This window comes from Cobetia sp. UIB-001, assembly GCF_044789135.1.
In the GTDB taxonomy this organism is placed as follows: Bacteria; Pseudomonadota; Gammaproteobacteria; order Pseudomonadales; family Halomonadaceae; genus Cobetia; species Cobetia amphilecti.
This window is the reverse complement of sequence record NZ_CP058244.1, coordinates 1910932-1928604: the sequence shown is the minus strand read 5'-3', so window position 1 is coordinate 1928604 and position 17673 is coordinate 1910932. Positions and strand designations below refer to the sequence as shown.

General features: G+C 61.4%; 5 protein-coding genes. All 5 read left to right on the top strand.

The window, feature by feature from the left end; all coding sequences use genetic code 11:
* Nucleotides 1-47: 47 nt before the first annotated feature.
* Nucleotides 48-392: a DUF1244 domain-containing protein gene (locus HA399_RS08110; RefSeq protein ID WP_054556717.1), complete on the top strand. Its 345-nt coding sequence runs from the start codon at nucleotides 48-50 to the stop codon at nucleotides 390-392.
* Between the two features lie 2 nt (nucleotides 393-394).
* Entirely contained in the window at nucleotides 395-925 is a 531-nt protein-coding gene (gene moaB / locus HA399_RS08105) for a molybdenum cofactor biosynthesis protein B (protein WP_043333541.1), read from the top strand.
* Between the two features lie 64 nt (nucleotides 926-989).
* Complete coding sequence (glp, locus tag HA399_RS08100; protein ID WP_404326927.1) at nucleotides 990-2234, top strand: gephyrin-like molybdotransferase Glp; 1245 nt, start codon at nucleotides 990-992, stop codon at nucleotides 2232-2234.
* A gap of 232 nt (nucleotides 2235-2466) precedes the next feature.
* Nucleotides 2467-3273, top strand: coding sequence for a carbonic anhydrase (locus HA399_RS08095; RefSeq protein ID WP_216060586.1), 807 nt, complete (start codon nucleotides 2467-2469; stop codon nucleotides 3271-3273).
* 491 nt (nucleotides 3274-3764) lie between these two features.
* On the top strand, nucleotides 3765-17501 hold the full coding sequence (locus HA399_RS08090; protein WP_404326782.1) for an Ig-like domain-containing protein: 13737 nt from the start codon (nucleotides 3765-3767) through the stop codon (nucleotides 17499-17501).
* Nucleotides 17502-17673 lie beyond the last annotated feature (172 nt).

Genomic DNA, 17673 nt, shown 5'->3' with positions numbered 1-17673 from the left:
GACAGCATGAAGGCAGGCGCCAGGCTGCGCCTTCTCAGGAGAATTCGATGAGCGACCCGACCCCTCAAGCCGTACAAGACCTGAGCCAACTGGATGAACAGACTCGCACCGAGCTGGAAGCGGCCGCGTTCCGTCGTCTGCTCAAGCATCTGGATGACAACAAGGATGTCCAGAACATCGATCTGATGATCCTCGCCGACTTCTGCCGCAACTGCCTGTCCAAGTGGCTGATGGCCGCTGGCGAGGAGCGCGGCGTGAGCTTCGATTACGATGCGGCGCGCGAGCATGTCTACGGCATGCCGTATTCCGAGTGGAAGACACATCACCAGGCCAAGGCGACCCCTGAGCAGCTGGCAGCGCTCGAGGCACGTCAACAAGGCAAGAAGGACTGATCATGAGCGGCAATGACGAACAGATCGGCCTCACCATCGCGGTATTGACCGTCTCGGATACACGCACCGCAGAGAATGACCGCTCCGGCGATGCCCTGGTCGACAACCTGACGGCGGCTGGCCATACCCTGCATGAAAAGCGCATCGTACCCGATGATGTCTACCAACTGCGCGCCGTGGTCAGCGAGTGGATCGCGGACCCGGCTGTGCAGGTCATCCTGACGACGGGCGGCACAGGCTTCACCGGGCGTGATTCCACGCCGGAAGCCATTCGCGTGCTGCTCGACAAGGAAATCCAGGGCTTCGGCGAACTCTTCCGTCAGCTTTCACACCAGGAAGTCGGCAGTTCGACGATCCAGAGCCGCTGTTTGGGCGGGCTGGCCAACCGTACCGTGGTGTTCTGCCTGCCCGGCTCCACCGGCGCCTGCAAGACGGCCTGGAACGGCATCCTCAAGGAGCAGCTCGACAGCCGTCACCGCCCCTGCAACTTCGCCAATCTGGTGATTCCGGAGCGCGGAACCCATGCCCACTGACGCCAGTAAAGACCCACATTCCCAGCCGCCGCCTTCCGCGGCGGCAGAGTGTGGCTGTGACGCCGTGCCTGACGGCGCCAAGAGGCTGGCGCCCCTGGCCAGTGCACTCGTAGCGCTCCGTGACAGCTGCCCGCTGATGCCAGCCGAGCGCGTGGCAGTCAGTGACGCCGCAGGACGTGTGCTCGCCGAGGACGTGCATGCCGAGCTTGACGTGCCGCCTGCCGACAACTCCCAGATGGATGGCTACTGCGCCCGCGTGGCGGACATCGGTGACGGTGCCTGGCTGCCGATCAGTCAGCGTATCGCGGCAGGTCAGCCTGCCACGCCGCTGGCCGTGGCGAGTTGTGCCCGCCTGTTCACCGGAGCGGAAATCCCCGACGGCGCCGACGTGGTGGTCATGCAGGAAGAGGTGACACTGCGTGAAAACGAAGATGGCACCACCCTGGCCTGGCTGCCCGGGCCTCGCACCCGCGGCGACAACATTCGCGTTCAAGGCCGGGATGTCAGCAAGGGCAGTCGATTGCTCGCGGCGGGCACGCGACTGGACGCTGCCGCGCTGGGCCTGCTGTGTGGCCAGGGGGCAAGTCACGTGCTGGTGCGCCGCAAGGTACGGGTGGCCTTGTTCGCGACCGGTGATGAACTGATCGAACCCGGCCAGCCGCTCAAGCCCGGCCAGATCTACAATTCCAATCGCGTGATGCTCAGCCAGATGCTCAGCGACTTCGGGGCTGAGGTGGTGCTGGCGCCACTCAATGTGGCCGATACCTTCGAGGCCACCCGTGACGCTCTCGCTTCGGCGGCGCAACAGGCTGACCTGATCGTCACCTGCGGTGGGGTCAGCGTCGGCGAGGAAGACCACGTCCGCCCTGCCATCGAGGCGCTGGGCAGCCTGGATCTGTGGCGCCTGGCCATCAAACCGGGCAAACCACTGGCGTTGGGGCGCATCAACAGCCCCCGGGGTGACGCGGTGCGTGTCGTGGGCCTGCCGGGCAATCCGGTCTCCAGCTGGGTCGGTGGCTGGTTGTTCCTTCGTCCGTTACTGGGCGAGATGACCGACTGCGCTGCATTGCGCGAGCTGAAACGTCTCACGGTACGCGCGGCCTTCTCAGCCCGCACCGCCATCCGTCAGGACCATCTGCGCGTCACCTTGGCGCCCGGCAGTGATGGGAAGCTTGAGGCGCATGCCTTCCCGGACCAGAACTCGGCGGTACTCTCTTCCTGCGCCGGTGCTCAGGCACTGGCCGTGATTCCGCCCCACACACAGCTCAACCACGGTGACAGTGTGGAATGCCTGTGGCTCGAGCGCTGACACCGCTCCCCCCTCCCTGTTTTGACAACTGTCTTTACAACTGTCGTAACTACTGACGCGATAACTGTCACGACAACTGACGCTGGAATGCGACACCCTAGTGACACTCCAGCGTCATCTTGACCTCGCCCCTGAGTCCGGCACACTGACTGCCTTCATTCATCTGAGTTCTGACTGCCTACGGCGGCTCAGGACACTGATCGGTTACGGACTCTTGAGCAAGGACAACTCAATGCCAGCCTCTTCCTCGTCGCCCCGCGCGCTGTTACGCCCACTTGCCATGGCTGTGCTGCTTGCCACCACGTCGTCATCCTTGCCGGCGCTCGCCGATGACATTGCCACGTCGCCTGCCCCGGGCACGTCAGTCACCGAATGGAGCTATGCGAGTGAATCCGCGGATGACACCAACGCCGGAGCCAATGGCCCCGAGCATTGGGGAGAGCTCACCCCGGGCTATGCCGAGTGCTCGGCCGGCAGCCAGCAGTCGCCGATCGATATCGACAGCCAGTCACGCACGCTGAATGAAGCGGGCCCGAAACTCGACTACCACTCGCCGCTGCTCGTCACGCGCGATACGGGCCACACCCTGCAGATCGAAGGGGCCAGCGGCAATACCATGACGCTGGATGGCACCCAGTACACCCTGTCGCAGGTGCACCTGCATGTGCCGTCAGAGCACGCCATCGACGGCAAGCGTGCCGCCATGGAAATCCATCTGGTGCACAGCACGCCGGAAGGCAAGCTGGCCGTGCTGGCCGTACTGGTCGAGGAAGGGCATGACAACCTGGCTCTCAGCCGCCTGTTGAGCCGCCTGCCCCAGCGCGGTCTCTCCGAGACCCTGACAAGCGGCCTGTCTGCCAACCTGCTGCTGCCACGCGAACATGCTGGCTGGCAGTACTCAGGCTCGCTTACCACCCCGCCATGTTCTGAGCCCGTCACCTGGTTTGTCATGCAGACGCCGATCGAAGCCTCCCAGGCACAGATCGACGCTTACCATGAATGGCAAGGCGGAGAGAATGCCCGCCCACTTCAGCGCTGATTGATACAAGGCGCGCCCCGGCCGACAAAGGCGCCACCCTCGCGGGTGGCGCCTTTTTTATTCTCGAAAACATATTTCATGCGTTTAAACAACGTATGCCACGCCTCAACAGCCAACAGTTTATAAGCATATCTTAAATTAAAATCATTTTTTGCCGCTAAATTAACCAGTTAGCACTACTTGATCTTTAGTCTCATGTCCGATTAGAAAAATCATACTCAGAGCATGATCCGAACACCTCTCCCAGGCGTTATTGAATTTGACACTCGACTCCCCGATCTCCAGTAGAACGAGGGCTAAAGGAGGTGTCGACATAGTGAGCAGTGAAACCGAGGGATCCAAAGAAAGCCGAAACACAAATAAACCATGATTTAACGATTAGAATTGACGCCTGAGTACTAGAAAAATGATCCAGGTCATAATAACGTGTTGATTATTGATAATTAATAAAAAGTCGCGAATGCACAAGAAGTGCCATTGAGGATAACGATATGCCGGTAACTGCCAAGGTCGCTCCCCACGGTCAGCTCGCGGAACAGGAAACGGTCCTGCGTGAAGTCGACACCATTGCCCTCAATAGATCATCGGATGTCAGTCTGGACCTCCATCCTCGCGATATCGAGGTGATGACCCGCCAGGGAGACAACCTGCTTGTCACCCTCGAAAACGGGGAACTGATCACGGTCGAAAACTTCTACGCAGACCCCACCGAGCTCAGTCATCTGTATCTACAAGGCGATGAGTTCGCTGGCGACATCTTTCAGGTGGGCCTGGGCGAAGCTGGTGCAGGGGGCGCTGTACCCTTCACCAGTACCGCGACCTTGACGACGGCGGAGACGGCACTCACTACCGCAGCAGCGGGTGCGGGCACTGCGGGTGCAGGTGCCGCAACGGGAGCGGGTACAGTGGCTGGCATCAGCACCGCTGGCCTCGTGGCAGGCGGCGTTGCCGTGGCCGCCGGTGTCGGCGTGGCCGCTGCCACCGGCGATGACAGCTCCTCCTCGGATGAGGACACGACAGCGCCTGAGGCGCCTGTCCTCGACGAGACCAATGGCAAGATCCTCACCGGCAGCAGTGAGCCCGGCGCCACTATCGAGGTCACCAATGCCGCCGGCGACAGCGTGGGAAGTTCCGTTGCCGATGCGGATGGCAACTTCTCGGTCGAGCTGTCTCCCGCGCAGGCAGCCGGTACCGAACTGACCGCCACCGCCACCGATGCCGCCGGCAACGTTAGCGAAGCCTCCACCGCTGTCACCGTGCCGCAGGATGCTGACACCACGGCACCCAACACCCCGACCATCGCCTCCGCGACCGATGATGTGGAAGCCATCACTGGAGCGCTCGAGGATGGCGACAGCACCAATGACACCACGCCGACCCTGGGCGGTACTGCTGAAGTCGGCAGTACCGTCACTGTTTCGCTCGATGGTGATGTGATCGGCACCACCACCGCCGACAGCAACGGTGCCTGGAGCTTCACTCCAAATACCGAGCTTGGCGACGGCGAGCATGTCTTCAGCGTCACCGCGACCGATGCCGCCGGTAACGAAAGCGCGCCGTCTGGCGAGTTCACCTTGAGCATTGATACCGAGGCACCCGTTGCGCCGGTCTTGAACGACTCTGATGGCACCACGGCTTCCGGTACAGCCGAAGCCGGTAGCGACATCGAGATCACCAACAGCAATGGCGATAGGGTCGGCTCTGGGATTGCGGAAGACGATGGCACCTTCTCCATCGAACTTGATCCGTCCCAGCAGGATGGCGAGGCGCTGACGGCCACCGCTACGGATTCTGCCGGGAACATCAGCAGCAGCTCTACGCCAGCGACTGTGGATACAAGCACCGACTCCACCGCGCCTAACACCCCTACCATCACTTCCGCGACCGACGATGTGGCAGCCGATACCGGTGCCCTCGCCTCCGGCGACAGCACCAATGACGCGACGCCGACCCTGACCGGCAGCGCAGAAGCCGGCAGCACGGTCACCATCACTCACAACGGCGAAGTCGTTGATAGCGTGACGGCGGATACCAATGGTGCCTGGAGCTATACCCCGAGCGCTGAGCTCACCGATGGCGATCACGTCTTCAGCGTCACAGCGACCGATGCCGCCGGCAATGAAAGCGAACCTTCTGGCGAGTTCACGCTCACCGTCGACACCACCGCGCCGAATGCACCGATCCTGTCCGAGACGGATGGCGAGACGGCCAATGGCAGCACCGTCAATGGTAGCGCCGAGGCCGGCGGGACTGTCGAAATCACCAATGGTGATGGCGATCTGCTGGGCACCGGCACTGTTGCCGATGACGGCACCTTCAGCATCACGCTGTCACCGAAGCAGGAAGCCGGCGCTGAGCTGACCGCCACCGTCACCGACGCCGCGGGTAACGAAAGCCCAGTCTCCGACACCCTGGTGGTGCCGGAAGACGCTGACGTTACCGCGCCGAACACGCCGACCATAGCCTCCGCGACCGACGATGTGGCAGCCGATACCGGTGCCCTTGCCTCGGGCGACAGCACCAACGACGCGACGCCGACGCTGACCGGCATCGCCGAAGCCGGCAGTACCGTCACCATCACGCACAACGGCGAAGTCGTTGATAGCGTGACGGCGGATACCAATGGCGCCTGGCGCTACACCCCGAGCACTGATCTCACGGATGGCGAGCATGTCTTCAGCGTCACCGCGACCGATGCCGCCGGCAACGAGAGTGCGGCATCTGGCGAGTTCACCCTCACCGTCGACACCACCGCGCCGGATGCCCCGATCCTGGCCGAGACCGATGGCGAGACGGCCAATGGCAGCACCGTCAATGGTAGCGCCGAGGCCGGCGGCACCGTCGAAATCACCAATGGTGATGGTGATCTGCTGGGCACCGGCACTGTTGCCGATGACGGCACCTTCAGCATCACGCTGTCTCCGAAGCAGGAAGCCGGCGCTGTGCTGACCGCCACAGTCACTGACGCTGCGGGTAACGAAAGCCCAGTCTCCGACACCCTGGTGGTGCCGGAAGACGCTGACGTGACTGCGCCAAACACGCCGACCATCACTTCCGCGACCGACGATGTGGCAGCCGATACCGGTGCCCTCGCCTCCGGCGACAGCACCAATGACGCGTCACCGACCCTGATCGGCAGCGCCGAAGCCGGCAGCACGGTCACGATCACCCACAACGGTGAGGAAATCGCGACAGTCACCGCCGATGCCAATGGCGTCTGGCGCTATACCCCGAGCACTGACCTCACCGAGGGTGATCACGTTTTCAGCGTCACCGCGACCGATGCCGCCGGCAATGAAAGCTCGCCGTCTGGCGAGTTCACGCTGACAGTTGATACTTCAGCACCGGATGCGCCGGTTCTGAGCGAGACGGATGGCGAGACCGCCAATGGCAGCACCGTCAATGGTAGCGCCGAGGCCGGTGGCACCGTCGAAATCACCAATGGTGATGGCGACCTGCTGGGCAGCGGCACTGTCGCCGATGACGGCACATTCAGCATCACGCTGTCTCCGAAGCAGCAAGTCGGCGCTGAACTGACCGCCACCGTCACTGACGCCGCGGGCAATGAAAGTGCTGTCTCTGACACCCTGGTGGTGCCGGAAGACGCTGACGTAACCGCACCGAACACGCCGACCATCGCTTCCGCGACCGACGACGTGCCAGCCGATACCGGTGCTCTCGCCTCCGGCGACAGCACCAACGATGCGACGCCGACGCTGATCGGCAGCGCCGAAGCCAATAGCACCGTCACCATCACCCATAACGGTGAGGAAATCGCGACAGTCACCGCCGATACCAATGGTGCCTGGAGCTACACCCCGAGCGCTGAGCTCATCGAGGGCGACCATGTCTTCAGCGTCACCGCGACTGATGCCGCCGGCAACGAGAGTGCAGCCTCTGGCGAGTTCACCCTCACCGTCGACACCGTCGCGCCGGATGCCCCAGTCCTGAGTGAGACCGATGGCGAGACGGCCAATGGCAGCACCGTCAATGGTAGCGCCGAGGCCGGTGGCACCGTCGAAATCACCAATGGTGATGGCGATCTGCTTGGCAGCGGCACTGTTGCCGATGACGGCACCTTCAGCATCACGCTGTCTCCGAAGCAGGACGCCGGCGCTGAGCTGACCGCCACCGTCACCGACGCCGCGGGTAACGAAAGTGCTGTCTCCGACACCCTGGTAGTGCCGGAAGACGCTGACGTGACTCCGCCGAACACGCCAACCATCATTTCCGCGACCGACGATGTGGCAGCCGATACCGGTGCCCTCGCCACCGGCGACAGCACCAATGACCCGACGCCGACCCTCACCGGCAGCGCCGAAGCCGGCAGCACCGTCACCATCACCCACAACGGCGAAGTCGTTGATACGGTCGTGGCAGATGCCAATGGCGCCTGGCGCTATACCCCGAGCACGGACCTCACCGATGGCGAGCATGTCTTCAGCGTCACCGCGACTGATGCCGCCGGCAACGAAAGCGCGCCGTCTGGCGAGTTCGCGCTCACCGTCGACACCACCGCGCCGGATGCGCCAGTCCTGAGTGAGACCGATGGCACCACCGTCGCAGGAACCGGTGAAGCGGGCACCACGGTCGAGATCACCAATGCCAACGACGATGTACTGGGAACAGTGGTCGTCGATGCAGAAGGCAACTTCTCGGTTGAGCTCTCACCGGAGCAGGAAGCTGGCAGCACTCTGACAGCCACGGCAACCGATGCGGCCGGCAATGAAAGCGCAGCGTCCGCGGCACTCGATGTGCCGGAAGACGCTGACGTCACAGCGCCGAACACGCCGACCATCACCTCCGCCACAGACGACGTAGCAGCCGATACCGGTGCCCTCGCCTCCGGCGACAGCACCAATGACGCGACGCCGACCCTCATCGGCAGCGCCGAAGCCGAAAGCACCGTCACCATCACCCATAACGGTGAGGAAATCGCGACAGTCACCGCCGATGCCAATGGCGCCTGGCGCTACACCCCGAGCGCTGAGCTCACCGAGGGTGATCACGTCTTCAGCGTCACCGCGACTGATGCCGCCGGTAACGAAAGTGCATCCTCTGGCGAGTTCACGCTCACCGTCGACACCACCGCGCCGGATGCGCCGGTTCTGAGCGAGACCGATGGCACCACCGTCGCCGGAACCGGTGAAGCGGGCACCACGGTCGAGATCACCAATGCCAACGGTGATGTGCTGGGAACAGCGGTCGTCGATGCAGAAGGCAACTTCTCGGTTGAGCTCTCACCGGAGCAGGAAGCTGGCAGCACACTGACAGCCACGGCAACCGATGCGGCCGGCAATGAAAGCGCAGCGTCCGCGGCACTTGATGTGCCGGAAGACGCTGACGTTACCGCCCCGAACACCCCGACCATCGCCTCTGCCACGGACGATGTGGAAGCTGTAACCGGCACCCTCGTCTCTGGCGATAGCACCAACGATGCCACCCCAACCCTGACCGGCAGCGCCGAAGCCAATAGCAACGTCACCATCACCCACAACGGCGAAGTCGTTGATACGGTCGTGGCAGATGCCAATGGTGCCTGGCGCTATACCCCGAGCACTGAGCTCACCGATGGCGAGCATGTCTTCAGCGTCACCGCGACCGATGGCGCCGGCAACGAAAGCCCAGCGTCTGGCGAGTTCACGCTCACGGTCGACACCACCGCGCCGGATGCGCCGGTTCTGTCCGAGACGGATGGCACCACCGTCGCCGGGACCGGTGAAGCGGGCACCACGGTCGAGATCACCAATGCCAACGATGAAGTTGTGGGCACCGCGGTCGTCGATGCAGAAGGCAACTTCTCGGTTGAGCTCTCACCGGAGCAGGAAGCTGGCAGCACTCTGACAGCCACGGCAACCGATGCGGCCGGAAACGAAAGCGAAGCGTCCACGGCACTTGATGTGCCCGAAGACGCTGACGTTACCGCGCCGAATGCCCCGACCATCGCATCCGCCACAGACGATGTGGCAGCCGATACCGGTGTCCTCGCCTCGGGCGACAGCACCAATGACGCGACGCCGACCCTCACCGGCAGCGCCGAAGCCGGCAGCACCGTCACCATCACCCATAACGGTGAGGAAATCGCAACAGCCACCGCCGATGCCAATGGCGCTTGGAGCTATACCCCGAGCACAGATCTCACCGATGGCGATCATGTCTACAGCGTCACCGCGACCGATGCCGCCGGCAACGAAAGCGCGCCGTCTGGCGAGTTCACGCTTACCGTCGACACTACCGCACCGGACGCACCAGTCCTGAGCGAGACCGATGGCACCACCGTCGCCGGGACCGGTGAAGCGGGCACCACGGTCGAGATCACCAATGCCAACGATGATGTGCTGGGAACGGCGGTCGTCGATGCAGAAGGCAACTTCTCCGTTGAGCTCTCGCCGGAGCAGGAAGCTGGCAGCACACTGACAGCCACGGCAACCGATGCGGCCGGCAATGAAAGCGCAGCGTCCGCGGCACTCGATGTGCCGGAAGACGCTGACGTTACCGCGCCGAACACGCCGACCATCGCCTCCGCCACAGACGATGTGGCAGACGATACCGGTGCCCTCGCCTCCGGCGACAGCACCAATGACGCGACGCCGACGCTGACCGGCAGCGCCGAAGCCGGCAGCACCGTCACCATCACCCACAACGGCGAAGTCGTTGATACGGTCGTGGCAGATGCCAATGGCGCCTGGAGCAACACCCCAAGCACTGATCTCATCGAGGGCGAGCATGTCTTCAGCGTCACCGCGACCGATGCCGCCGGCAACGAAAGTGCGTCGTCTGGCGACTTCACGCTCACGGTCGACACCACCGCGCCGGATGCGCCGGTTCTGAGCGAGACCGATGGCACCACCGTCGCCGGGACCGGTGAAGCGGGAACCACGATCGAGATCACCAATGCCAGCGATGATGTTGTGGGTACCGCGGTCGTCGATGCAGAAGGCAACTTCTTGGTTGAGCTCTCACCGGAGCAGGAAGCTGGCAGCACACTGACAGCCACGGCAACCGATGGGGCCGGCAATGAAAGCGCAGCGTCCGCGGCACTCGATGTGCCGGAAGATGCTGACGTTACCGCGCCGAATACGCCGACCATCACCTCCGCGACCGACGATGTGGCAGCCGATACTGGTGCTCTCGCCTCCGGCGACAGCACCAATGACCCGACGCCGACCCTCACCGGCAGCGCCGAAGCCGGCAGCACCGTCACCATCACCCATAACGGTGAGGAAATCGCAACAGCCACCGCCGATGCCAATGGCGCTTGGAGCTATACCCCGAGCACAGATCTCACCGATGGCGATCATGTCTACAGCGTCACCGCGACCGATGCCGCCGGCAACGAAAGCGCGCCGTCTGGCGAGTTCACGCTTACCGTCGACACTACCGCACCGGACGCACCAGTCCTGAGCGAGACCGATGGCGCCACCGTCGCCGGAACCGGTGAAGCGGGCACCACGGTCGAGATCACCAATGCCAACGATGATGTGCTGGGAACAGCGGTCGTCGATGCCGAAGGCAACTTCTCGGTGGAGCTCTCACCGGAGCAGGAAGCTGGCAGCACACTGACAGCCACGGCAACCGATGCGGCCGGCAATGAAAGCGCAGCGTCCGCGGCACTCGATGTGCCGGTAGATGCTGACGTTACCGCGCCGAACACGCCGACCATCGCCTCCGCCACGGACGATGTGGCAGCCGATACCGGTGCCCTCGCCTCCGGCGACAACACCAATGACGCGACGCCGACGCTGAACGGCAGCGCCGAAGCCGGCAGCACCGTCACCATCACCCACAACGGCGAAGTCGTTGATACGGTCGTGGCAGATGCCAATGGCGCCTGGAGCTACACCCCAAGCACTGATCTCATCGAGGGCGAGCATGTCTTCAGCGTCACCGCGACCGATGCCGCCGGCAACGAAAGTGCGTCGTCTGACGACTTCACGCTCACCGTCGATACTACTGTGCCCACCAGTCCGGCCTTGGCATTATCTAGCGATTCCGGAACGGATGACGACGGCATAACCAGCAATGGCGAAGTCACCGTCAGTGGTCTGGAAGCCGACGCCAGCTGGGAGTATTCCCTCGACGGCGGCAGCAACTGGATCGATGGCACCGGCACCACCTTCACGCTGGGCGAAGGTGTCTACGCCGATGGTGACGTGCAGATCCGTCAGACCGATGTGGCCGGCAATGTCAGCGACGCCGTGAACCTGGGCGACGTGACGGTCGATACCACCATCGCCGCACCGAGCCTCGCGCTCACCACCGACACCAACATCACCGACGACGGCATCACCAGCAATGGTGAAGTCACCGTCAGCGGTCTGGAAGCCGACGCCACTTGGGAGTACTCCCTCGACGGCGGCAGCAACTGGATCGATGGCACCGGCACCACCTTCACGCTGGACGAAGGTGTCTACGCCGATGGCGTTGTGCAGATCCGTCAGACCGATGTGGCCGGCAACGTCAGCGACGCCGTGAACCTGGGCGCTGTGACCATTGACGCTGTCGCGCCGACCACCACTGCCACCATTGACGCGATCAGCGACGATAGCGGTACCGCCGGCGACTTCATCACCAATGACGATGATGGCCTGACAATTTCGGCCACGCTGGATGCTCCGCTTGCCGAAGGTGAAACGCTGCAGTACAGCACCGATGGCACCACTTGGATCGACATCACCGACAGCGTGACCGGCACTGCCGTCAGCTACGCCGATGCCGACCTCACCGCCTCTGCCACCGTGCAGCTCAAGGTGCAGGACGCCGCCGGCAACGATGGCGACATCGAGAGTCAAGACGTCGTCATTGATACGACCGCTCCGACCACCACTGCCACCATTGACGCGATCAGCGACGATAGCGGTACCGCCGGCGACTTCATCACCAATGACGATGATGGCCTGACGGTCACCGCCACGCTGAGTGCCGAGCTCGCCACTGGGGAAGCTCTGCTCTACAGCACCGATGGCACCACCTGGATCGACATCACCGACAGCGTGTCCGGTACTGCCGTCAGCTACGCCGATGCTGACCTTACCGACTCTGCCACCGTGCAGCTCAAGGTGCAGGACGCCGCCGGCAACGATGGCGCAGTGGCCTCGCAGGCCGTCGTGATCGACGCTGTCGCGCCGACCACCACTGCCACCATTGACGCGATCAGCGACGATAGCGGTACCGCCGGCGACTTCATCACCAATGACGATGATGGCCTGACGGTCACCGCCACGCTGAGTGCCGAGCTCGCCACTGGGGAAGCTCTGCTCTACAGCACCGATGGCACCACCTGGATCGACATCACCGACAGCGTGTCCGGTACTGCCGTCAGCTACGCCGATGCCAGCCTCACCGCCTCTGCCACCGTGCAGCTCAAGGTGCAGGACGCCGCCGGCAACGATGGCGCAGTGGCCTCGCAGGCCGTCGTGATCGACGCTGTCGCGCCGACCACCACTGCCACCATTGACGCGATCAGCGACGATAGCGGTACCGCCGGCGACTTCATCACCAATGACGATGATGGCCTGACGGTCACCGCCACGCTGAGTGCCGAGCTCGCCACTGGGGAAGCTCTGCTCTACAGCACCGATGGCACCACCTGGATCGACATCACCGACAGCGTGTCCGGTACTGCCGTCAGCTACGCCGATGCCAGCCTCACCGCCTCTGCCACCGTGCAGCTCAAGGTGCAGGACGCCGCCGGCAACGATGGCGCAGTGGCCTCGCAGGCCGTCGTGATCGACGCTGTCGCGCCGACCACCACTGCCACCATTGACGCGATCAGCGACGATAGCGGTACCGCCGGCGACTTCATCACCAATGACGATGATGGCCTGACGGTCACCGCCACGCTGAGTGCCGAGCTCGCCACTGGGGAAGCTCTGCTCTACAGCACCGATGGCACCACCTGGGTCGACATCACCGACAGCGTGACCGGCACTGCCGTCAGCTACGCCGATGCCGACCTCACCGCCTCTGCCACCGTGCAGCTCAAGGTGCAGGACGCCGCCGGCAACGATGGCGACATCGAGAGTCAAGACGTCGTCATTGATACGACCGCTCCGACCACCACTGCCACCATTGACGCGATCAGCGACGATAGCGGTACCGCCGGCGACTTCATCACCAATGACGATGATGGCCTGACGGTCACCGCCACGCTGAGTGCCGAGCTCGCCACTGGGGAAGCTCTGCTCTACAGCACCGATGGCACCACCTGGATCGACATCACCGACAGCGTGTCCGGCACTGCCGTCAGCTACGCCGATGCCGACCTTACCGCCTCTGCCACCGTGCAGCTCAAGGTGCAGGACGCCGCCGGCAACGATGGCGCAGTGGCCTCGCAGGATGTCGTGATCGACGCTGTCGCGCCGACCACCACTGCCACCATTGACGCGATCAGCGACGATAGCGGTACCGCCGGCGACTTCATCACCAATGACGATGATGGCCTGACGGTCACCGCCACGCTGAGTGCCGAGCTCGCCACTGGGGAAGCTCTGCTCTACAGCACCGATGGCACCACCTGGGTCGACATCACCGACAGCGTGTCCGGTACTGCCGTCAGCTACGCCGATGCCGACCTCACCGCCTCTGCCACCGTGCAGCTCAAGGTGCAGGACGCCGCCGGCAACGATGGCGACATCGAGAGTCAAGACGTCGTCATTGATACGACCGCTCCGACAGGCAGTCTCATCAACTTCACGGATGCTGATGGGGACATCAACGCTGCAGAAGCGACAGATGTGACATTCGAAGGCACTGTTGAAGCCGGCTTGACCAGCAGCAACCTCACGATCGTGATCACTGATACCGATAATGGCTCCGTCACCGTCCCAACCGAGAACATCACTGTTTCGGCGGCGGGCGAAGTGACTGTGTCAGGCGTCGACCTTACCGGTCTGGCAGAGGGACTGCTGACCGTGACCATGACCGTGACGGACGATGCGGGAAATCAGAATGTGGCCGCCGTGACCGATACGGCGACCAAGCTGAGCGACGATTTCCTCGATCTGGGCAATGCCAACCGTCTCACGATCTCGGAAGCGCTGATCGCCTCTGCGGCAGGCGCCGTCGCCAGCACTCAGACATTCGCTGATACCAGCGGTGAGGCAACACTCTCACTCAGCTCTACCGAGTCGCTCACCAGCAACGGCCAGGCACTTGGTTGGGTCGTCACGGATGAAGGACGCACGCTAACACTGGCAAGTGATGCCGATAACGCTGCAGCGACGGCCGTCATGGTCGTTTCCGTCACCGAGGATGGCTCGGAAGTTGTCTACAGCGCAGAACTGCTCGGCAATATTGATCAGGTGGATGCCGATTCATCCACGGTGGATGTGCTTGTCACTTTGACCGATGGCGCGTCGAGCACCAGCAGCACCTTGAACATCGATATCACTAATGATGTACCGACGATTGCGGCAAGTACCGTCGTGGAAACTCTGAGATCGAATACGGATTACACCGGCTCCATCTTCGATGGTGAGGATGACTTCGGGTTTGGGGCTGATGCGGCAAATGGGCAGGTGCAGTCCTTCGCGTTCAAGGGTCTGACATTCACTGTCTCTGATGATGGCACCTACGCGGACGTGACCGGCACCTCTACCGAGATTGGTCTGGAGGCTGGCGATACTGTCAGCATCGTCGATGGCATTCTGGCGGTCGAAACACTGTCCGGTGAATCCTTCAGCCTGAATATCGACTCAGGGGACTATAGCTACAGCCACCAGGGCCAGTTCAGCGCAACTGAGGAAGCCAATACACGGCCTATCGTCAATGTATCAGATACCGATGATGTTCTTGGGCTCGTCGGCGCCAACTTGCTGGATATTGTTGACTTAAGTAACGACCAGCTTTACAGCGCCTATGATGCTGAAGGTAACTTAGAATCCATTACTCTAAGCACGGCAAATCTCTACACCACGATAGAGGAACTGCTTGGCACAATATCAGCAGTGCTTGATACGGTCATTAATCCAGCTGGTGTGACTCTTATATCTCTAGAGGATCTCATCAATGGCATCATTGCAGAGAGCCAGTGGTCATTCAGTAGCGCATTGGAAAGTGAGCTAGGCCTTAATGTCACTCCTACTGAAGTAGGTAACATTCTGACCCTCACCATTACGGATGCAGATGGTGGCACCATTTCCAATATCGAAGCCAGCGAGATCCTTGCAAACGTTGAGTTTACGATTGAACTGACTGGAGTGGTGGGTGGTGTCATCGATACTCTCAATACCCTGGGTGTATTGAACGTAAATGACATTTTGAATTCAATACTTGAGACCAGTGTAATAACTGCATCGGATTCTCTATCTGCGGAATCCAATACCGCTGCTGATGCAACGGTCTTGACCGCTGATATCCTTGCAGAAGGATATACTTCACCTGTTGTTGAGGGGACCAATGGAGATGATTCGTCTATAGATGCTTCTGTACCTGGCTCCAACCTTTATGGATATGCTGGAAACGACACACTGAATGGTGGAAGTGGAAGTAATATCCTGCGCGGTGGCAGTGGCAATGACGAACTGAACGGAGGTGGTGCGACTGACCTCCTGATCGGCGGTGCAGACGACGACACATTGGACGGTGGCGATGGGGTCGACATCCTTCGTTGGGAGTCCGGTGATGAGGGCACTGTCGCTGCTGCGGCAACAGACACCGTGCTCAACTTCAATAATGGTGGCGCCGGATCGGGAGACATTCTTGATCTGCGCGATATGCTCAACGGGGCCTATTATGTCGATAGCGCCACCAACAATCTTGCGAGCTATATCAGTGCCGAATATATCTCGGCAACTGGTACGACCGTCCTCTATATCAACACAGAGGGTGGATTGAGCGCTGATCCTGCCGCGTCCGCCAACCAGGTCATCAATATCGATGGACTCGATCTGACCGAAGGTGGCACCTTGACGAGCAGTGAGGTCATCGACTCCTTAATCAGCGGCGAGCAGTTGTTGGTGGGCACGGAGGTCAATGAGTCTGATGTCAGTGTCACGGTCGCGGATGGTGATGGCGATACGGCGACGGGTGAAATCACCTTCGTCGGTGAGGAAAGCCTGGACGCGGTCACCAATACCGCCCCTATCGTCACCCTGCAGGATTCTGAGCTGTTGGGCCTGGTCGGTCTCGAGGCAATCGACCTGATTGACCTTTCCAACAACCAGGTCTTCGTCGCAGACCCTGACAACAACCTGCGCGAAGTCGTGATCAATTACGCTGCAGTCGTGGATGTCAGTGCACTGAGCGGTTTGCTCACTGATCCTCAATTCACTTGGGACAACGACCTGGCGACTTCGCTTGGCCTATCAGTTACAAGTAGCAATGGCGGGATCATCGGGACACTCGCCACTTCCGCGGAGCTGACCATTACCGCGGCTGACGGTGGAGACATCGACAACCTAGCGCTCACTCAATTCCTGGCGACTATCGGGTTCGATGATGGCGGTGCTGCCCAATACAACTTGGCGAACATCGACCTACTTGATGCCTACAGCATCACGGCAACCGATGCCTACGATGCCAGCACCACAGATGCCATCTCCTCTTTGGCGGGTGTGGAGGTGCTCGATAGCAATGACCCCTTATTCTCCGGTGTCAACGAGAGCAACACCTTTATTGGTAGCCTGCTGACCGATGATGAAATCGATATTTCAGCCAACGTCGAAGGCAGCGCGATCTTCGGGCTTTCCGGCAATGACTCTCTCATCGGCAGTAGCTTTGACGATGTCATTCGAGGTGGTGAAGGGGATGACTCCCTGGTCGGCAATGCGGGAAATGATCTGCTGATTGGCGATTCGGGCAGCAACACCTTCGATGGTGGCGCGGGTGATGACCTGATCGTCACTTCCAGCCTGGACTTCACCATCGAGGGTGGCGCTGACATCGATACCGTCAGCTTCGATGGCACAGGAAAAGGCATCGATCTCGTCGCCTTGTCCGCCCAGGCTGAGCCCAGTGTCATGACCAACATCGAAGTGCTCGATATCTCGGCCAGCAGCGAGACCGGCACCAGTCTGAAAATCGATGTCGATACGGTATTGAACCTTACCGATGGTGATAACGAGCTCTATATCGATGGCGATGAAGGCGATAGCGTGGAAGCGGATGGGGCAACATCCTCCGCGACAACGACCGAGTTCAACGGCACGACGTATGATACTTATCAGCTTGGTGAGGCAACGCTGTATATCGATCAAGACGTGACTGTGAATACCAGCAACGGATAAGCCTGATCGAGGTGCCCCGCAAGGGGCACCTCCCTTGATGATCAGCATGATTCAGAAACACTAGAGCGTCAGGATGACGCAGCACTTCAGAGGACACTCTGAAGACAAGGAGTCACATGATGCCCACCCTATTTCGTTGCCCGTCTGCCCACAGACAGGCAACACTTCCGCG

Bases quoted from the DNA above. Each gene is read 5' to 3' on its own strand.
- HA399_RS08095 (WP_216060586.1), top strand. From the start codon at position 2,467: ATGCCAGCCTCTTCCTCGTCGCCCCGCGCGCTGTTACGCCCACTTGCC.
- HA399_RS08090 (WP_404326782.1), top strand. From the start codon at position 3,765: ATGCCGGTAACTGCCAAGGTCGCTCCCCACGGTCAGCTCGCGGAACAG.
- moaB (WP_043333541.1), top strand. From the start codon at position 395: ATGAGCGGCAATGACGAACAGATCGGCCTCACCATCGCGGTATTGACC.
- HA399_RS08110 (WP_054556717.1), top strand. From the start codon at position 48: ATGAGCGACCCGACCCCTCAAGCCGTACAAGACCTGAGCCAACTGGAT.